This is a genomic window from Streptosporangium jomthongense, assembly GCF_042650425.1.
Lineage (GTDB): Bacteria > Actinomycetota > Actinomycetes > Streptosporangiales > Streptosporangiaceae > Streptosporangium.
On record NZ_JBHSBC010000058.1, the window covers coordinates 1 to 18402 of the forward strand.

General features: G+C 69.6%; 20 protein-coding genes. 11 read left to right on the forward strand and 9 right to left on the reverse strand.

The window, feature by feature from the left end; translation table 11 throughout:
* The first annotated feature begins 401 nt into the window (after positions 1 to 401).
* Complete coding sequence (locus tag ACFOYY_RS40730; protein ID WP_386196812.1) at positions 402 to 1031, forward strand: LysE family translocator; 630 nt, start codon at positions 402 to 404, stop codon at positions 1029 to 1031.
* A gap of 432 nt (positions 1032 to 1463) precedes the next feature.
* Positions 1464 to 2882 carry an amidase gene (locus tag ACFOYY_RS40735; RefSeq protein WP_386196814.1) on the forward strand — a complete coding sequence of 473 codons (1419 nt, stop codon included), beginning with the start codon at positions 1464 to 1466 and terminating at the stop codon, positions 2880 to 2882.
* An 80-nt stretch (positions 2883 to 2962) separates the two neighbouring features.
* Here the strand turns inward: ACFOYY_RS40735 and ACFOYY_RS40740 are convergent, their stop codons facing one another.
* A complete protein-coding gene (locus tag ACFOYY_RS40740) occupies positions 2963 to 4315 on the reverse strand; it encodes a serine hydrolase domain-containing protein (protein WP_362784905.1) in 1353 nt (450 codons plus the stop codon).
* Positions 4316 to 4786: 471 nt separating this feature from the next.
* Here ACFOYY_RS40740 and ACFOYY_RS40745 point away from each other — a divergent pair, with 471 nt between their 5' ends.
* The 5 genes from ACFOYY_RS40745 to ACFOYY_RS40765 all read left to right on the forward strand — a co-directional run bounded on the left by ACFOYY_RS40745 (position 4787) and on the right by ACFOYY_RS40765 (position 8763).
* A complete protein-coding gene (locus tag ACFOYY_RS40745; protein ID WP_386196816.1) occupies positions 4787 to 5680 on the forward strand; it encodes a hypothetical protein in 894 nt (297 codons plus the stop codon).
* Between the two features lie 58 nt (positions 5681 to 5738).
* Entirely contained in the window at positions 5739 to 6239 is a 501-nt protein-coding gene (locus ACFOYY_RS40750) for a hypothetical protein (RefSeq protein ID WP_352012210.1), read from the forward strand.
* Between the two features lie 591 nt (positions 6240 to 6830).
* Positions 6831 to 7490 (forward strand): class I SAM-dependent methyltransferase, encoded by a 660-nt coding sequence (locus ACFOYY_RS40755; RefSeq protein ID WP_386196819.1) that lies wholly within the window; start codon positions 6831 to 6833, stop codon positions 7488 to 7490.
* Between the two features lie 38 nt (positions 7491 to 7528).
* Positions 7529 to 7909: a hypothetical protein gene (locus ACFOYY_RS40760; RefSeq protein ID WP_386196820.1), complete on the forward strand. Its 381-nt coding sequence runs from the start codon at positions 7529 to 7531 to the stop codon at positions 7907 to 7909.
* Complete coding sequence (locus tag ACFOYY_RS40765; RefSeq protein WP_386196822.1) at positions 7906 to 8763, forward strand: phosphotransferase; 858 nt, start codon at positions 7906 to 7908, stop codon at positions 8761 to 8763. The genes ACFOYY_RS40760 and ACFOYY_RS40765 overlap by 4 nt, the downstream gene beginning before the upstream one ends.
* A gap of 101 nt (positions 8764 to 8864) precedes the next feature.
* Here ACFOYY_RS40765 and ACFOYY_RS40770 read toward each other — a convergent pair whose 3' ends face one another.
* Positions 8865 to 9950, reverse strand: coding sequence for a DUF5937 family protein (locus ACFOYY_RS40770; RefSeq protein WP_386196824.1), 1086 nt, complete (start codon positions 9948 to 9950; stop codon positions 8865 to 8867).
* A 99-nt stretch (positions 9951 to 10049) separates the two neighbouring features.
* On the opposite strand from ACFOYY_RS40770, the gene ACFOYY_RS40775 reads away from it, so the two are divergent.
* Together ACFOYY_RS40775 and ACFOYY_RS40780 are read left to right on the forward strand one after the other, a co-directional pair.
* Complete coding sequence (locus ACFOYY_RS40775; RefSeq protein WP_386196826.1) at positions 10050 to 11267, forward strand: MFS transporter; 1218 nt, start codon at positions 10050 to 10052, stop codon at positions 11265 to 11267.
* 20 nt (positions 11268 to 11287) lie between these two features.
* Positions 11288 to 12004 (forward strand): hypothetical protein, encoded by a 717-nt coding sequence (locus tag ACFOYY_RS40780; RefSeq protein WP_352012206.1) that lies wholly within the window; start codon positions 11288 to 11290, stop codon positions 12002 to 12004.
* A gap of 399 nt (positions 12005 to 12403) precedes the next feature.
* Here ACFOYY_RS40780 and ACFOYY_RS40785 read toward each other — a convergent pair whose 3' ends face one another.
* From ACFOYY_RS40785 to ACFOYY_RS40805, 5 genes are all read right to left on the reverse strand, one after another.
* Positions 12404 to 12730: a DUF1048 domain-containing protein gene (locus ACFOYY_RS40785; protein WP_352012205.1), complete on the reverse strand. Its 327-nt coding sequence runs from the start codon at positions 12728 to 12730 to the stop codon at positions 12404 to 12406.
* Position 12731: 1 nt separating this feature from the next.
* Positions 12732 to 13088, reverse strand: coding sequence for a DUF1048 domain-containing protein (locus ACFOYY_RS40790; RefSeq protein ID WP_386196829.1), 357 nt, complete (start codon positions 13086 to 13088; stop codon positions 12732 to 12734).
* Positions 13085 to 13414, reverse strand: coding sequence for a PadR family transcriptional regulator (locus tag ACFOYY_RS40795; RefSeq protein WP_352012203.1), 330 nt, complete (start codon positions 13412 to 13414; stop codon positions 13085 to 13087). The genes ACFOYY_RS40790 and ACFOYY_RS40795 overlap by 4 nt, the downstream gene beginning before the upstream one ends.
* A 262-nt stretch (positions 13415 to 13676) precedes the next feature.
* Positions 13677 to 13934, reverse strand: a complete 258-nt coding sequence (locus tag ACFOYY_RS40800; RefSeq protein WP_386196831.1) for a hypothetical protein — start codon at positions 13932 to 13934, stop codon at positions 13677 to 13679.
* Positions 13935 to 14149: 215 nt separating this feature from the next.
* Positions 14150 to 14779, reverse strand: coding sequence for a TetR/AcrR family transcriptional regulator (locus ACFOYY_RS40805; protein WP_386196833.1), 630 nt, complete (start codon positions 14777 to 14779; stop codon positions 14150 to 14152).
* Positions 14780 to 14879: 100 nt separating this feature from the next.
* On the opposite strand from ACFOYY_RS40805, the gene ACFOYY_RS40810 reads away from it, so the two are divergent.
* Entirely contained in the window at positions 14880 to 15857 is a 978-nt protein-coding gene (locus tag ACFOYY_RS40810) for an oxidoreductase (protein WP_386196835.1), read from the forward strand.
* 96 nt (positions 15858 to 15953) lie between these two features.
* On the opposite strand, the gene ACFOYY_RS40815 is transcribed toward ACFOYY_RS40810, so the two are convergent.
* Positions 15954 to 16808 (reverse strand): NAD-dependent epimerase/dehydratase family protein, encoded by an 855-nt coding sequence (locus ACFOYY_RS40815; RefSeq protein ID WP_386196838.1) that lies wholly within the window; start codon positions 16806 to 16808, stop codon positions 15954 to 15956.
* Positions 16805 to 17836 carry an NADP-dependent oxidoreductase gene (locus ACFOYY_RS40820; protein WP_386196840.1) on the reverse strand — a complete coding sequence of 344 codons (1032 nt, stop codon included), beginning with the start codon at positions 17834 to 17836 and terminating at the stop codon, positions 16805 to 16807. The genes ACFOYY_RS40815 and ACFOYY_RS40820 overlap by 4 nt, the downstream gene beginning before the upstream one ends.
* Positions 17837 to 17925: 89 nt before the next feature.
* Between ACFOYY_RS40820 and ACFOYY_RS40825 the strand changes: the two genes are divergently transcribed.
* Positions 17926 to 18369, forward strand: a complete 444-nt coding sequence (locus ACFOYY_RS40825) for a MarR family winged helix-turn-helix transcriptional regulator (RefSeq protein ID WP_386196842.1) — start codon at positions 17926 to 17928, stop codon at positions 18367 to 18369.
* Positions 18370 to 18402 lie beyond the last annotated feature (33 nt).

Genomic DNA, 18402 nt, shown 5'->3' on the forward strand with positions numbered 1-18402 from the left:
TACCAGCGACGACACTTAATCAACAACGAAATGTTGTTGTAGTATTAGGCCGGGTGCTCGGAGCTTTCGGCGTCGGCCACCACCACGGCCTCCCGCGGCGCGCAGCGCCTTCGGTCGCACCCGGACGATCCGCCGCGCCGTTGCCCGCGGAGGTGTTCAGGACCTTCCTCGGCGAACGCGGCGCCGTGCCCCCGGCCGTTCATACGCCGGATGTCCGGCATGTACGGGACGGATCGGCCGCTGACCGCCACGAACAGTCCGTGCCCTCCCCTACGCGCCAGCGCCCAGCTGTACGCACCGCAGGTTTTCCCGGTTACGGACGGCCAGGTCGCGCACAACATGACGTCCGCCGCGATCCACACATGCTCAAGGTGTTTGACCGGAATGACAGGATGATCTGAATGCCGATTGATTCACACCTGCTCGCCGTGTTCACGGTGACCACCGTCGTCGCTCTGATCACCCCGGGCCCGGACATGTTGTTCGTCCTGGGCTGCGGTGTGCGGGGTGGCGCCCGCGCCGGGCTGCTGGCCACGCTCGGCGTGGTCACGGGGGACGCGTTGTACATCGCCGCGGCGGCGGCCGGACTCTCCGTGCTGCTGACGACGCTTCCCGTCGTGTTCACGGCGCTGCGGCTCGGCGGCGCCGCGTACCTGGTCTACCTCGGCGTCCAGATGCTCCGCAACCTCAGGAAGGGCCGGGCCGGCGGGACCGGCAGCGGCATGACCGGTCGGCGTGCCTTCCTCAACGGTGTGGTGTCCTCCATGGCCAACCCGCAGACGTTCACCTTCATGGTCGCTTTTCTGCCCCAGTTCATCGACCCCGGGGCGGGGCCCGTCTGGCTGCAGTTCGCCATCCTGGGTGCGATCCTGATCATCTTGGAGTTCCTGGCCGACGCGACGGTCGGCGTGCTGGCGGGGCGGATCGGCGGCTGGCTGCGCGACCGGCAGGTGGTGCGCCGCCGTCTCGACGCCGCGACCGGGACCCTGTTCATCGGCTTGGGCGTGACTCTCGCGTCTGCTCCGAACTGACCCTTCGCGGCCAGAGCGAACGCCGGTGCGCCCGCCTTGGCCACCGGCGCGTAGCCGATGCTCAGCGCCCGGGCCGTGGGACAGGCCGCGGACCGGGATGAGGAGGCTTTGGCCGTGTGACCGGGTCCGGCGGCGGGCCCGGACACACGGCGCCAACCCGCGGGCCGACGCCTGCGGAGTCGGGATATTTCAGTTGATGCCGAAAGCCGGGCTCTGCGAGGCTCTCCCTTGATGTCCCGAGCGTAGAAACACCTCGATCACCGACAGGTGACGGCCCGGTTGAGGCCGCCACCCCGTCGGCGCTGCCCGTCGTCGCAGCCGTTCGGTTCGCCGGGCGCGCCGCCGACCCATGTGAGCGATGAGGGTTCCGGCGACACGGAACCCTCCTGTGATCGATGTGGGCGTCCAGGACGCCAAGAGGGACTGAGTCTTATGGAACTTCACGAGTACGCGCGGTACGACGCGATCGGGCTCCGGAAACTGATCGGGGCGGGAGAGGTCACCGCCGAAGAGGTGGAAACCGCGGCGCGCGAGGCCCTGTCCGTGGCGAACGACCAGGTGAACGGCCTGGCGCTGCCGCTGTTCACCCCGGCGCTCGAACGTGACGGGGCCGGGCCCCTCGCCGGGGTCCCGTTTCTCATCAAGGACCACGGGCCGGTGGCTCGGGGAATCCCGTTCTCCATGGGGAGCCGGGCCCTGCGGGGCGTCGTCGCCCGGCACGACAGCGACCTGATGACCCGTTTCCGGGCCGCGGGCCTGGTCACCCTGGGCCTGACCACCGTGCCGGAGATGGCGATCAGCTTCGCCACGGAGTCCGTCAGGTACGGGCCGACGCGCAATCCGTGGAACCTGGAGCGGGGCGTCGGCGGTTCGAGCGGTGGCGCGGCGGCCCTGGTCGCGGCCGGTGCCGTACCCGTGGCCCACGGCGGTGACGGAGCGGGGTCCATCAGGATCCCGGCCGCCTGCTGCGGCCTCGTCGGCCTCAAACCGAGCAGAGGCCGTGTCCCGTGCGGACCCGACATGGGAGAGGCGATGCTCGGGATGGTCTACGAGTTCGGGCTGACCCGGACCGTCCGCGACGCCGCTCACCTGCTGGACGCCGTTCAGGGGCCCGGCGTCGGCGACAAGTACACCGCGCCACCGCCACGGGGCCGGTACGCCGACGTCCTGGGAGCGGAACCGGGGCCGCTGCGGGTGGCGGTGACCACGGCCGCCTGGTCGGGGGCCCGGGTGGATCCCCAGGTGGCGACGGCGACGCTCCTGGTCGGCCGGACACTGGAGGAGATGGGACACGCCGTCACCGACGCCCGCCCGGCCCTCGACTGGGACGACGTCCTGCACTGCGCGACGGCGACATCCGTGGCGATCGCCTCCACGCTGCTCCTGGCCCCGCGCAGCCCTGACCCGGCCAAGATGGAAGCCGTCTCCAGACGGCTTCTGGAAGTCGCGAAGGATTACAGCGCGCTGGACATGATGGCCGCCTTCGGCGCGCAGAACCGGGTGACCCGATCGGTGGGCGCCTTCTTCACCGAACACGACCTGCTCGTCACGCCCACGTTGGGCGGGCTTCCAGCCCGTCACGGCACCCTTCGCTACGACGACCCCGACCACACCCTGACGAGCTGGCTGCGATCGATCTTCGACTACGGCCCGTTCACCATGGTCTTCAACGTCTCCGGACAGCCTGCGATCAGCCTGCCGCTCGGTCAGAGCGACGACGGGCTGCCGATCGGGGTGCAGATCATCGCGCCCTACGGCCGTGAGGACCTGCTGTTGCGCATCGCGCACCAGCTGGAGCAGGCGATGCCCTGGAACCGCCGGATCCCCCGGTTCTCCATCGGGAGGCGCTGACAGCCGTGGCCGCCGTACGAGGGCCGCCCGTGACCCAGGCCGGCGACGGCGCCGCCGGCCCCGCAGGGACGATCCGAGCTCTAACTCGTGACCCGTGGCACGGCGCGCAGGTTGTAGAGGAAGCGCCCGTCCTGGAGGAAGGAGATCAACGGGTGCAGCCCTCGGTCCGGCTCGACGCCGACGAAGCGGTTGTCGCCGGCGTGGACGTAGCGGGCGGTCGTGCCGCTCTCCCCGAACTGCGCCGCGAGGCCGTGCGGGATGTCGGTGATCTCCAGCCCGTCGGCATCGGCCCTCACCTCGTAGGTGACCGACGGCGCGGAGTACCTGCCGGTGCAGGCCTCCGGCAGGAACGGCACCGGGGTGTCCGGCGGCAGCACCCGCGACGGCAGGCGGATCCCGGCGGTGGCCGAGAGGATCTCCGCCAGCACCTCGTCGATGAAGGCCGAGGTGTGGCCGCCGTTCGCGTGGACGGCGAGCACCAGGCCTCGGCCGGGCACGATGCGCCAGATCGCTGACTGCCCCGGGGTGCTGCCGTCGTGGCCGACCACGGCCTCGCCGTCCCAGTCGAAGAGCATCAGCCCGAGGCCCCAGGCGGCCGGGTACCGCTCTCCCAGCCGCGGCAGTGTGACCTGTGGCCTGCGCATCTCGGCGAAGGTTCCCGGGGGCAGTACCCGTGTCCCGTCGGCCGCCACGCCGTCGGCCAGCAGCATCCGCCCGAACCGTACGAGGTCGCGCGGCGCGGCGCTCGGCGTGGACCCGGCCGGTGCGTTCGACTGCGGCAGCTGCCGCCGGGGTGACACCCGCAGCGGCTCGCCGACGTGCCCGACCGCGGCCCGGAACATGATCGCCTCCTCGGCGTAGAGCGCCATGTGCCGCGCTCCGAGAGGATCGATCAGCAGCTCCCGCATGGCGGCCTCCCACGTGCGCCCGCGCAGCTTGGCGACGAGGGCGCCGAGGGCGCAGTAACCGGCGTTGCAGTACGAGAACAGCTCCCCCGGCCCGCTGACCTGCCGGGCGTTGCCACGCATGAACGCGACGAACTTGGCAACCGCGTCGTCCCCGCGTCCGGTGTCCTCGAACAGGTCCCCGTCGAACCCACCGGTGTGCGACAGCAGTTGCCGCACGGTGATGCTCTCCGAGGCGGCGGCGTCCAGCACCCCGAACTCGGGAAGGTACCTTCGGACCGGCTCATCGAGGTCGACCAGCCCTTCCCCGGCGAGCTGCATCACCAGGGCGCCTGTCCAGGCCTTGGTGACCGACCCGATCTGGAACAGGCTGTCGACGGTGGCCTCAACCCCGGTGTCCAGATTGACCACTCCGGTGGCCGCCTCGGCCAGCTGATCCCCCATCCCGACGGCCACCGCGGCTCCCGGTACTCCATGCCGCTCGGCGGCCCGGTCGATCCATCCCTGAAGATCCGGAAGAAGCGTCATATCGAGGACCGTACTCGCAAGCCCTTCTCCGCGGCGCCGGGCGGCGAGGGGAACGGGAGCGCCCCGCTCTGTCCTCGGTGCCTTTCGCGTGTGAGCGAGGTCCCGCGGAGACCGGGATCGCCCGCCGTCCTCTCGATGCCGGTGACGGTCAGCCCGGCGACCGCCGCCGGTTCGGTGATCGCCTCACGCGGTCCGGGCCGGCTCATCGGGCCGACCGGAACCATGGAGTCCCGGACGGCTTTCACATCCTCCCAAATGTGACAAAACGGGCATAGTGCCAGTGCCGTCGAGGTGACCATGTTTTGTTTCGGTGGCGAATCGGGATTTCAGACAATTCACCAGCCGCCCAGACTGAGCCCTGCCTGCCGCCACCCGGGACCGTCTCCAGCGGTCACAGGGCAGGGCTTCTCACCAGAGGAGCGACGGCAGGTACCGCATCGACATGGATTCCGAGCAGAACGGGGCAGGAGAATGCTCTTCACGGGGCGTGGACGGGCCGTAGCGGTGATCGCAGGCCACGCTCTGATCCTGGGGTCGCTCGCCGGTTGCGCCACCGGCCCCAGCGCGCCGCCCGCTCCGCTCACCCAGACCGACTACGTGGTCCTGAAACGCGCGGAACTCCTGCTCATCCGCGACTGCATGCGTGAGCAGGGCTTCTGGTACTGGGTGCCGAAGATGTGGGAGCCGTCGCGGGGGTTCGGCCTCGTCCTGGACGATCCGGGCTGGGCGCGTGAGCACGGGTACGGGGGGCTCGATCAGCAGGAGGTCATGCGGGAAAAGCGAGACGACCCCAACCTCGCCTACCGCGACAGCCTGCCCGCGGCCCGTCGAGCCCGGTACACCCTCGCCATGGGCGGCGGCGACGACGTCAAAGTGCTCGCCGCGCACCTGCCCGACGGAGGAACGATCAACAACGCCCTCGGTGGGTGTCAGCTGTCGAGCAACGAAAAGCTCTACGGCGACCGTGAGCGATGGTTTCCCCTGGACGCGCTCGCCTCCAACATCGCGCCGCTGTACATGCGGGCGATCACCAAGGACGCGCGCTTCACCACGGCCCTGTCCTCATGGTCGCGATGCATGCGCGGGAAAGGCCACACCTACACCACGCCAATGGAGATCCGGGCGGCTCTTCCCGGCCTGACCAAAGGGCTGGCTCCCGCCCAGGCTCATGCCGTCGAGGTGAAGCTGGCGGTGGCGGAGGCCACCTGCGCACGCGCCACCTCGCTCACCTCGACCTTGCGTGCGCTGCAAGCCGAGTACCGGCCCAAGGTGGAGGGCCCCAACGCGGCCGGTCTCCGGACCCATGCCCGGCTGCTGCGCGAGGCGCTTGAGCGTGCGAAAGAGATCAACCACTCCACCCCCTGACCTCCGCGGCGCAAGGTCGCGGATCGCCCTTCAACCAGGGCTCACGAAGGAGAGAACCATGCGCAAGATCCGTCTCGCGGCTGTAGCCGTGGGTCTGGCGGTCTCCGTAGTTCCCGTGTCCTCCCCCTCCTCGGCGGCCGGTACCGCCATGGAGTCGCACTGCCTCACGATGAAGAAAATCTACGGGCAGGACGGCGATATCAACGCCTACGCGGACACCTTCTGCTACGGGGGCGAAATCGGCTACGACTCGGGTGACGACCCCAACTGGGCCGACAACTCGGGTGGGTTCCGCGACAGTGCCGGCAACAACGCCATGTCCGTCCTCAACACCGGCATACCTGGGAAGTACGAGGTCGTCGCCCTGTACGACTACGAGAACTACGACTACGCCGCCGGGTACCGATGCCTGGGTGTGGGCGACTGGGAGTCCGACCTGAGCAAGTTCAGGTTCGTCGACTCCAACGGCAACACCAAGGGCCCCATGGCTCGTCAGATCTCCTCGCATCGGTGGGTCACCCGCAGCGCCTGCTCGGCCAACAGCTGGATCGGCCTGTAACGGGCGAGCGACGCCGCCATCGGATGGCGGCTCCCACGCTGAACAATCCGGTGACGGTCACGCGAGCCGTTTCCGAATCCGCCCACGTCGTCGCGGCCCTCGCCCGATGGGTGACGGCCACCGGCCCCACAGCGGCAGGGTCCCCCGATGAAGGACGACTTCCATCCCGGCGCCGACGGGTGAGCGCCGAGCTGGACTCCCGGCCAGGACCTTGAGCAAAGCCAGGCCCGTGCCCTGTCAAAGGCGCGAGCCTGGCGCGCACAGCCATGAGTGACCCCGCCCAAGGCACTTCTGGGCAGGACACCAACGGCCATCGGACACATGCGACATCACCGTGACGGGAGCCTCGCGCTCGGAACCCGTTCACGCCATCCGCGTCTACCCGCGCGTGCCGCGGATGCCGCACTCCGACGGTGCACAGCATGATCCACATGCGCTGTTCCGTGTGCCTCCGCTAATCCGCGTGAGGAGTTTCAGGCGTCGGCGGCAGGTGACCGGCCCCTGATCGGGAGGGGCCGCTCCCGAGCCCTCTCCGAACCGACGTTCGGCCTGGCCCGCGTTCTTGTCGGTGCTCGATGACATGATCGACCGATGCCAGAAAACAGTGCTTCGATCGCGTCTTTCTGGGATGCCTTCGCTGCCTCCTTCGACGAGGAGGCCGATCACGGTCTTCGCGATCCTCACGTCAGGGCCGCGTGGGCGGGACGTCTGCGCTCGTGGATGCCTCCGTCGCCTGCCGATGTCCTGGATTTGGGGTGCGGCACCGGCTCGTTGTCCTTGGTGCTCGCTGAGCAGGGGCACCGGCCGGTCGGAGTGGATCTGGCTCCGCTGATGGTCGAGCAGGCCCGGCGCAAGCTCACTGCGGCCGGCTTCGACGCGCTGATGACGGTGGGCGACGCGAGCAACCCACCCGCGCGGGCTGGGATGTCCTTCGACGTGATCCTCTCTCGTCACCTGCTGTGGACCTTGCCCGCCCCTGATCAGGCGTTGCGCCGCTGGATCGGCCTGCTGCGCCCTGGCGGGCGGTTGGTGCTCATCGAGGGGCGATGGGCGAGCAGCGAGCCGGGAGAAGACCAGTCCTACGAGGTCGGATCCGGGGCGATGCCGTGGATGGGCGGAGTCGAGGCCGAGCAGCTTGTGCGGGCTCTGCGCCCGCTGGTGAAGACCTTGAGCGTCGAGCCACTCCTCGATCCCGCTTTGTGGGGGCGGTCCGTCCAAGACGAGCGCTACGCCATCGTCGCCTTCGCGTAGAGGTCCGCTTCCTGTGCCGAGCCCTGAGGAAGGGCGGAGTGACGTGGCCGCGCACCGACACGGATCCGAAGTCGGCCAAGCACTCGCTGGCGCTCAACGATGTCGCGGGTCGGGCAGGGCAGGATGGGAGGGACGGCGACCCAACCCCGCTCTGGGGGCTGCCGCCCACCACGATCGGATCCTCAAGGGTCTCCCCTTTCCTCGCCTACGCTGTGGAGGAGCCCTACCGGCGCGGCATCAAGGGCGTGCGCAGCCCGCAAGAATCCCGTCCTGCGCCAGCGGGAAAGGTCTTCCACGGCAGGATCGGCGTGATCGCGGTACGGCTACGCCGGGCCGCTGTCCGGGCGGGGAAGCCAGGGCGGGCCAAGGGCCTGCGCCGCATACATCGACTCCAGCAGGGAGAGGCACCGAACACGTGAAGGACACCGAGATCCCGCGGGCGGTGGCCGCGGCCGTCGACACGGCCGCCCAGTACGGTCTGGGCGCCGACGACGCCGCTGTGCTGCACAACTCGAACCGGATCGTCGTCCTGCTGCGGCCCAGCGGTGTGCTCGCCCGGGTCGCGCCCCTCGCGCACCGCCTCGACTCCGAGGTCGAGATCGCCCGGCGCCTCGCCGGGACCGGCAGCCCGGTGGCGGGGCTCGATCCGAGGGCCGAGCCCCGCGTCCATGTCCGCGACGGCTTCGCCGTCACCCTCTGGACCTACCACGAGCCCACCGCCGCACCCGAGAAGCACCCGCCCGCCGCCTACGCCGACGCCCTGGCCCGGCTGCACGCCGGCCTGCGCCGCGTCGACTTCGCCGCACCACACTTCACCGACCGCGTCGCCGACGCGCTCCGGGTGGTCGAGGACCCTGCCGCCAGCCCGGACCTCGGCGCCGCGGAACGCGCCCTGCTGACCGGCACCCTCCACGGAATCAGCCGCGCGATCCTGGACCGCGGCACGCGGCAACAGCTCCTGCACGGCGAGCCGCACCCCGGCAACCTGCTCGCCACCGCGGACGGGCTGCTCTTCATCGACCTGGAGACCGCCTGCCGCGGACCCGTCGAGTTCGACCTCGCGCATGCCCCGGAGGACGTCGCCGCGCACTACCCAGGCGCCGACTCCGGGCTGCTCGCCGACTGCCGGATCCTCAGCCTCGCCCTCGCGGTCTCCTGGCGTTGGGACCGCGACGACCAGCTCCCCGACGGGCGCAGAAGGGGCAGGGAGTGGCTCGCCCAGATGCAGGCCGACCTCGACCGCCGGGAGCACGCCGCCGGTGGCGGTCACTGAGCGGCGCCCCGCCTGCGCCGTCCGGTCGACGACGGCGTCTCGATCACCGAGGCCGCCCGCACCCTCAAGATCGGCCGCTCCACGGCCTACGAGGCGTCGGCTCAGCGCAGTACGGCCGTCAGCAGATCGGCGCCCAGCGCCGTCAGATCGGGCAGGTTGACGGTGTAACGGACGTAACGACCGTGTCGCCGGGCCGTGAGCAGACCCGCGCGGCGCAGGACAGCGAGGTGGCGGGAAACCTCCGGGGGTGAGAGTTCCCAGGCGTGGGCCAGCTCACCGGTGGTGTGCGGACCGCGGGCGAGAGTGCGCAGCAGCCGCAGCCGTACCGGATGCGCGAGTGCCTCCAGCCGGAGCGTCACCGTTTCCAGCGACACCGGCTCCGACGGACTCGCCTCGGCCACGGGGTACTGCACCACCGGCTGCCACCCGGGCGTGTGGACCACCACCAGGTGCGGGCGGCCGAAGACGCTGGGGAGGAAGGTGACCCCGGTGCCGTGGGCGGCGGTCGCGTTGTCCTGCAGTTTGTCCACGATGATGCAGTCGCCGTCCGGTGTCAGGGTCACGGCGCCGGAGACCGATGCGAGCGCCGCCCCGATGCCCTGGCGCTTCAGCAGGTCGTTCTTCAGGCGCAGGTCGGTGGCGAGCTGTACGGCGACGCTCGTCCAGGTGGCGTCGAAGAAGGCTTCGGCGCACTGTTCGAGGGTGTGGCGCACCCGCGCCCGCACGGCGGCCGGGTCCGCGAGCAGCCGTTCCGCGAAGGCCTCCTGGGTCGCGCCGCGGGCCTGGGCCAGGTTGAGGGCCCGCTCGCGCGCCGTCGCGTCGGCGAGCGGCGACGGTGCGGAGAAGTGGACCCGGTTGCTGCCGCACGTGGTGATGAGCGCGGCGGTGACATAGGTTTCATCGTCGATCTGGTCCACATCGTCCAGTTCCTCGGCGAGGGTGGGCCGGGGACAGGCGGGAACCAGAAAGTCGGCTCGTGAGGATCGCCAGAGGAACTCCGCCTCCCTGAGCCGCTCGGCCAGCTCCGGCCGCAGCCCGGCCCAGACGTCCCCGGCCCAGCCGGCGAGTTGCGGGTGGTGCCCGGGTTCGGCCAGCACGTGCAGCATCGCGGTCAGCTCGGCCAGCGGTGAGACAGCGAACCGCAGCCGCCCGGACGGCAGGCCGCCGATGTCGATCCTCAACGTCATCTCCTCATCATCGCTGGTCGGACGGCCGACGACCGCGTCGGTTGACGGTGTTCGTCAACCGACGTAGCCCGCCCGGCGGCCGAGCACATCGTTGACGCCATGGCAACCACCACCGAGTTTCAGCCGCGCGCCCTCGTCCGTGCCTCCGGAGGCCCCCGCTATGCCGTCGCCCTGGTCGTGGACGCGCTCGGCACCGGCTTGCTACGGCCCTTTCTGCTGCTCTACGGGGTGACGGTGCTGAGGCTGTCCGCGCCGGTCACCGGAATCGCCATGACGGCCGGTGTCGTCGTGGGCCTGGTGTGCATGCCCGTGGTCGGCCGGTGGCTTGACCGGGGCGCCCGCAGCACGGTCGTGGCGGCGTCGATGCTGGTGCGGGTGCTGGGCGTGGTGTTACTGCTGGCCGCCCCGGCGGGGCACGTCTGGCTGTTCGCGACGGCGGCGCTCTTCCTCGGCATCGGCAACCAGGCATGGCCGGCCGCCCACGCGGCCCTCGTGGCCACGGTCGCCCACGGCCGCGAACGTGACGCCGCTCTCGCGGGAGGCCGCGCCCTGCGTAACGCCGGCCTGGGCGTGGGCGCCCTCCTCGCCACCGCATGCCTGGCGGGCGGCACCGCCGCACTGCAGGCGCTGGCAGCCGTCACCGGGCTCGCCTATCTCGCCGCGGCCGCCCTGGCATGGTCGGTTCACCTGCGCACGTATCCGGCCACCCCTCCGGCCGCGGACGGGGCCGGTGAGCCCGCGCCTCGGATGCGCGCGCTGCTGGCCGCCAACGTGATCTACGTCTTCTGCCTCAACGTCCCCGAAATCGCACTCCCCCTGATCCTGGTGACGCAGCTGCACGCGTCCCCGGTGTGGTCGGCGGCCATCTTCGTGGCGAACACGGTGCTGGTGGTCAGCCTGCAGGTTCCGGTCACCGTCCTGATGTCCCGCTTCTCCCGCCGGACCGTACTGGCTCTCGCCGGTGTGGTGCTCGCCGCGTCCTACCTCGGCTTTCTCGCGGCCACCTCACTGGGAAGCGGCTGGGGCGCCCCGGCGGTCGCCACGGTGTCCGTGGTCTGCACCATCGGCGAGATCATCTATGCCGGTAGCGCCACCGCGCTCGTCACCGCTCTCGCTCCGGCCCATCTCCTGGGACGGGCCCTCGCCCGTTTCCAGCTCTCCACGGGCTTCGGCCTCGCGGTCTCTCCGGCGGTCATCACCGCTCTCGCCACCCGAGGCTCGGCCGCCCTCTGGGGCGGCCTCGCCGCCGCGACGCTCCTTTCCGCCTCCGCCGTCGCCACCGAGAAGGATCAAGGAACGCGGCTCAGCGATCGCTGACGCCGGGCACGAGCAGGCTCGTGAGCCCGGCGACCGCCTCGGAAGCGCGTCAAGGCTTAGGTGAAGATGGCGTGATGATCGCTCCCTCCGGGCCACGTTCCGCCGCCGAGATTCGCGACTACCTGACTGACCGGCTCAATTCGGCGCTTCGCCGTCCCGGGATGTTCGGCGGGGAGACGGCTCTGCTGCTACTGCTCGACCACCTCGCCTACGCCGAGAACCAAGACGATGCCTGGGAGCAGGAGCGCCGGGCGATGGAGTCTCGAGGTGCCTTCACCTCGATCGGTGTGACGGGGGCGTTCAGGACCCTGCTACCGAACAGTGAAGAACACGGCCCGGCCTCGGTCTACGCGGAGTTCGCCCACGTTCACGGATGGCTGCGAGCGGACCGGGTGCTCACGGCCGAGGAACATGAGTCCGTACGTCAGGAATCACGCACCTGGGTTGGACAAGACCGCCTGTTCAGCGAGGTAGTGGAGACCTTTGGCCCGCCTTCGGTGCTCTTCGGCGGCAGCAACCCCTTCTACGGGAAGACTCTGGGTTACCTGACCGAGCAGGTGAACGAACCGATGATCTTCTTCCATCTCTGGAACGGGACCGACTCGGACGCCGTGTCGACCTGGCCGCCGCTCCACAGTGAGCCCGTCCTCCTCGCCGTCCGCCACGGGAGAGGACGGTTCAGAGACACTTTCATCTTCAGCCCGGAGGGGAGGAAACGCCGTCCTGTCACCGAATGACGTTGGTCGAGTCGGCGCTCTCCTGCCCCGCGGGCGGTACCGGGGCGCGGGAGTCAGATCGGGGACCGTCACCGTACGGGCGGCGCACGGGCTGTCCCGGCAAGGCCGGGACCCTTCTCTCTGGTGCCCGGCCTGGGGCGCCCCCGAAATACGGCAGAAACGGGCCGGGGGCTTGATCGCTGATCGTTAGGATCTTGGCGTTCCGGCTGCTTAGTGGTGGGTCGGCCATTCGTGGGAGGCGCGAGCGGGCGGCTGCCGGCGATCGGCGTGAACGTCCGTGATGACTTCGGCGGGAGGACTGGCGCGGCTTGGCGCGCGTAGTGGCAAAAAGGACTGCCGGTGCGGTGGTCAGGGGGCGGTTCATCGGCCGGAGAACTCCGCCGACACTGGGCGAGCGGACTACTTCTCGGTCGCGCCGGCCTCCCCGCTGATGGATTCCTGGTAGATCTCCGCGTAGGTGGGAGAGCCCTTGATCAGGTCGTCGCAGAACGCGGCGACGTCACTGCCGATGAGCTCCAGGACCCCCTTGCCCGCGGCGGCGCCTTCCTCGAAGAAGTCGACGATCCCGGGGAGCAGGGGCCCGTCGGGCAGATCGACCGGCCCGACTTTGAACAGGTACTTCTGCATCTCCTTGTAGACGATCTGGTAGTCGGGCGGGAGCGCCTTGACGCGTGCCGTGTGCGCCCGCCACTGCTTCTTGCCCTCGATGATGTCTTGGATTCCCACGTCAGCCTCCCAGCCGGCTCAGTTTTCTTGCGACGTTCCTGTTCAACTGCTCGCGCCACCGGTCGCGATAGGTGCGGGCCTCTTCCCCGCCGGTCAGCGCCGCGCAGAAGCCTGCGATGTCGTCGCCGAGCACCTCCTGGGCACTCTGCCCGTCCGCAGCCGTCTCCTCCAGCAGCCCCAGCGCGGCGTCGAAGATCGGTGTCAGGTTGCGGCTCGTGAAGCTTCCGTAGGGGAACAGCTGCCCTTTGATCTGCTCCCACGCCGCCCGGTGGTCGTCCGGCAGGGCCTTGGCCCGGGCTTCGAACGCCTTCCATTCCCGGGTGAGATCGCTGCCTGTGACGGTCTCCCAGAAGTTCATCTCCGGCCCTCCTTGAGGCTGTTGATACGTGATGAGACGTATTGCCATCTCGCCCAGAACTTCGCGAGTTCCTCGCGTCCGGCGTCGTTGAGCGTGTAGAACTTGCGCGGCGGACCGACCTCGGAGGGCCGTTTCGTCACCTGGACGAGCTCGTTCCGCTCCAACCGCAGCAGGATGGTGTACACCGTCCCCTCGACGACGTCGGCGAAGCCGAGTTCGTTCAGCCGGCGCGTGATGGCGTACCCGTAGGCCTCCTCGCCACCGATGATCTCTAGCACGCAGCCCTCAAGTGTGCCTTTGAGCATCTCCGTCATCTGCTTGTCCATGGACCCCCTTCGACTACTCGGTGTCACTGACTACCGGTACAAAGTAGCACCGAGTACCGCTATTCAGCAACACCGAGTAGCTGGGAACGCGAGCGCGCAAGGGCGGGTGGGCGGCCGTCCAACGCTGGGTGCCGGGGAAACGGGTAGGCCCCCGAGAAGGCTGGGTGTGGGAATTGGCGGTAGTGACCTGGGGTTTCTTTGCCCGTCAGTGCTCCGCGATGGCCCGGACTCCCACAGTTCCGGCCAGTCGCCACTCAGTTGATCAGTGGGTACGGCGACGGACGCCAGGACCCCGGCGACCCTTCTCGGCCACCTTCGGCACGGCCGGCCCGGCGCTGGGGGCGAAACGTGTTGTGCCGTCAGTGGCGGTGGCCTGGAAGGCGTTGGAGCCCTGTCGCTGGACGCTCACCGACGATGGAGCGCCCGACCGCGGGCCGTACCCGCCGTTGGGCTTGACCTTGTTGAAGTCCGAGGTGAGGTGGCCGGTGCCGTTGCCGACGGGTACCTCCACCGTGATCACCGCGAACGCCCATCACCCCGCTCCTGCCTCGTTTGCGGCCACGGTGTACGACAAGCTCAACAAGGGCCGGTCGCTGATGGTCTGCGACGGTGATCAGGCCGAGCTCGGCTGCGAGTGGAGGCAGGTTCATCAAGGCCTTGCCGAAGGGTGCTGCCGAAGGTCTGCCGGCGCCGAGGGAGACGGGCAGTGGCCGCAACCGCACCAGACCGGCGTCCTCATTCGCCGACCGGCTCATCGTCGCGCCCCGGCCGTAGGGCGCCCGCGTGCACGGCGGCGAGCGTGACGCGCACCGCCTGGTCGGCGATCGTCTCGTCGACGGGTTCGGCGGTGATGAGCAGGCGCAGGTAGATCGGCGCGGCCAGGGTCTTCAGCACCTCGGCGGGATCGGTGTCCCCGGGAAGCTGGCCGCGCTCGATGGCACGCCTCAGCACCGGCTCAGCCCTGGCCAGCCGGTCGTCGAACACCTGCCGGCGGGCTGCGGCGATCTCCGGAAGGTGGGCCGCCCCCGTGAACATGGCGGCCAGGATGGCCTGCCCGGCCGGGCTGGTGAACGCCTGGACGATCGAGCGCGCCAGCGCCCGCAGGTCGGTCTCGATCGCGCCGGTGTCGGGCACGGGGATGTCCGTCGCCATGTGTTCGGCCAGAGCGTCGATGAGCAGGCTCTCGCGATCTTTCCACCGGCGGTACACCGTCGTCTTGTGGACCCCGGCGCGCTGGGCGACGTTCTCGACGGTCAACGCGGCGTAGCCCTTGTCGACGAGCTCGGCGAGGGTGGCGGCGTGGACGGCGACGCGTACTTTGGCGCCGCGGCCGACCGGCCGGGCAGGGGGTTGACCAGACCGCATTGCAACTCCAAGTTGCGATATTCGAAGGTGAATGACAGGATCAATTTATCGCAACTCAAATTTGCGATGTGTTGGTCCCATTCCTCTGAGGTGGCACATCATGCACAGCCCTCCCGCCTGGACCTTCAACGACATCCCCGACCAGACCGGTCGTGTCGTGGTGTTGACCGGAGCCAACAGCGGTATCGGCTACATCACCGCCCGCGAACTGGCCCGCCACGGCGCGCAGGTCGTCCTGGCCTGCCGCGACCCCGAACGGGGCCGGCTCGCGCTGACCCGCATGCAAGGCGAGGTGCCTGGCGCCCGCCTGGAACTGCGCCGGGTGGACCTGGGCAGCCTGGCCTCCATCCGTGAGTTCGCCGCCGGGTGGGACCGTGGACGGCTCGATCTGCTGGTGAATAACGCCGGGGTGGCGATGGTGCCGTACGCCCGGACCGCCGACGGGTTCGAGTCGCAGTTCGGCGTCAACCATCTGGGCGCCTTCGCCCTGACCGGCCTACTGCTGCCGCACCTGCTCGCCGCGCCCGACCCGCGGGTGATAACCGTCAGCAGCGAAGGCCAGCGCTTCGCCCGCTTCGACCTGCGCAACCTCAACGCCGAGCGCAGATATCGCACGGCGTTCGCCTACGTGCAGTCCAAGCGGGCCAACCTCTACTTCGCCATGGAGATGCAGCGCCGGGCCGACGCCGCCGGGCTGCGGCTGCGCAGCATGGCCGTCGCCCCCGGGCTCACCCGCACCAACGTGCTCACCGGCGGCGCCAACAGCGACAGAGGACGACTGTACGCGACCCTCACGCGCCTGGTGGTGCGCGCGGCCTTCCGCCCGACGCCGGAAGGGGCGAAGACCTCACTGTACGCGGCGACGGTACCGGACCTGTCCGGCGGCAGCTACATCGTTCCCGACGGGCCACTGCAACTGCGCGGCGAGCCCGTACGCCGCACCCGCGAACGCGCCATCCGCGACACCGATACGGCCACACACCTGTGGCAACTGTCCGAACGCCTGACCGGAGTCACCTACGCCTTACCGGCGTGTACGGCGGCTGGCCTGCACTGGCGTTCATCGCCCACGAGCTGAGGAACCATGCCCATAGATCCGCGCCGGGCCCTTGGGCTTGTTCGAGCTCGCGCAGGCCCGGCACCCTGACGGATCACCGGCCCGGCCGGTGGGCCGCTACGGGGCCGACGTCGGGCTTCTCCTCCATTGGTCGAGGTGGGCGTTGATGAACTCGCCTATTGATATGGGCTCGTGCCCGGTGATCTGCTTCACGGCCGGGGAGAGCCGGCTGAAACCGCCGTGTCGGACGCGGTGGTAGAGGTCGTCGAGGATGTCCGCCATCCAGGGGTCGAGGCCGTCGAGGGTTTCCCGCGGGGACGGGTCCTCGGCGCGGATCCGGTGGCCGAGACGCGCGGAGAGCTCCTGCGCGACGTTCGCGACGGGAACCGGGTCCGGACCGGTGATCGTGTGCGCTCGGCCGTGGTGATCCTCCGGCGCGCGGAGCGCGGCCACAGCGACGTCGGCGATGTCGCGTGCGTCCACCCACGCGATCGGGGCGCCGCCCGAGGGCAGGCTCAGGACACGGTCGTCCCGGATGGCGTCGCGGTAGAACCGAGAGTCGGTCAGGACCTGGTGGAACCAGGACGGACGGAGCAGGGTCCAGGAAGCGGCCCGAGTGACGACCGCGTCCTCAACCCGGCGCGCCCAGTGGTCCGGCGAGAGGGTTTCGGCTCCCTGCTCGGACAGCAGGACGACATGCGCGTCCGGGTTCACCTCGACCAGATCGGCGACGAGTTCGGGGGCGGTGGGATAGTCGGGGCGCATCAGGTAGATCGCGTCCACGGCCGCGGCCGCCTCGCGCCAGGTCGCCCGGTTGTGCCAGTCGAAACGGACCGGATCGGTTCTGGTGTCTGACGTCCTGGCGGGCTGCGACGACCCCGCGTGGACGAGGATCCCGAAACGGCGCAGCCGGGCGGCCACCTCGCGTCCTGTCTTGCCTCGGGCTCCAGTCACCAGCACCGTGCGGATCATGCCTGCTCCTGGAGCCGGACGACGGCCTTACCGATCGTGGGCGCCCCACTGCGCAGCAGGCCCAGCAGGGCTTCGGGCATCCGTTCGATGCCGTCCACCACCGTCTGCCGGTGGACGATCTCGCCCGAGCGTACCCGGGAACCCACCTCGGCGCGGAAGGCGGGCATCTGGTCCTGGTGGTCGGTGACCAGGAAGCCGCGCGCGGTCACCCGCTTGGTGACCAACTGGTAGAGGTTCCGCAGGCCGTATGGCTTCCGGCCGTCGTACTGGCTGGCCATCCCGCACAGGGCCAGCCGGGCACCGACCCGGAGATGGTCGATCGCGGCCTCCAACTGGGCGCCGCCAACGTTGTCGAAGACCACGTCGATGCCGTCCGGGGCGGCCTGTGCAAGGTGCTCACCAGCCGCACCGTCGTTGTAGTCGAAGGCGGTGTCGAAACCGAGGTCATCGACCAGATGGCGCACCTTGGCGGACGATCCCGCGCTGCCGATCACCTGCTTGGCTCCCCGCAGCCGGGCGATCTGACCGGCGATGCTCCCGACTGCCCCGGCCGCTCCCGTGACGAACACCGTGTCGCCGGGTCGCACCGACGCCACTTGGGTGATGCCCAGCCATGCGGTCAGGCCCGTCGCGCCGAGCACGCCGAGATAGGTTTCGGCGGGCAGATCGTCGGTGTCGATGGGTACGACCCCGGCCGCATCGATCACGGTGGCCTCGCGCAGGCCCAGGAAGTGCTCAACCACCTGGCCCGGCTTGACACCGTCCGCACGGGACTCGACGACCACGCCGATCGCTCCTCCCTCCAGTGGCGCCCTCAGCGGGAATGGCGGGATGTAGGACGGGCGGTCGTCCATCCGGCCACGCATGTACGGGTCCACCGACAAGTGCGTGTTACGAACCAGGACCTGACCGGGCCGCAATTCGGGAATCTCGGTTTCGACCAGCGCGAAGTCGTCGGCCGACACCTGCCCTTGCGGCCGTCGCGCCAGGTGCCACTCCCGGGCCCGTCCCTTGCTGGTGACCGTCATCAGAATGCCCCCGTAGATACTTGACCCAATTAAGTATCTACCTTGGCACATATACTTGAGTCCATCAAGTTCTTGGTAGAATCGGCTCCATGGCTGCACCTTCGGGGCCCGTCGCCGCGTCGACCGATGCCGAACGGGCGATGTTCGACTTCGTCGATGCCTACGACCGCGCATACGAAACCGCCGCTCTGGAGCACGGGCTGAGCGTGGCGCAGGCCTGTGTGCTCGGGCGGCTCACCCGGCAGATCGGGATGCGGGAACTGGCCGACGAACTCAACTGCGACGCGTCCAATATCACCCAGATCATCAGCAGGCTCGAGGCTCGCGATCTCGTCCACCGTCGACCTCACCCCGGCGACGGCCGCTCCCGGCAGATCGTCCGGACCTCCGATGGAGCCGCCCTCTACGCCGCCTTCGAGGAGTCCTTCGAATTCGCCCGGTCCGCCACCGCCAACCTCAGCGCCCGCGAACAAGCCCAACTGGCCACCCTGCTCCGCAAGGCCCTCAACGGAACACGGGAACCGAACAGCTGACCCTTCGGGGCGTGGTAAGCGGTCCGACCTGGC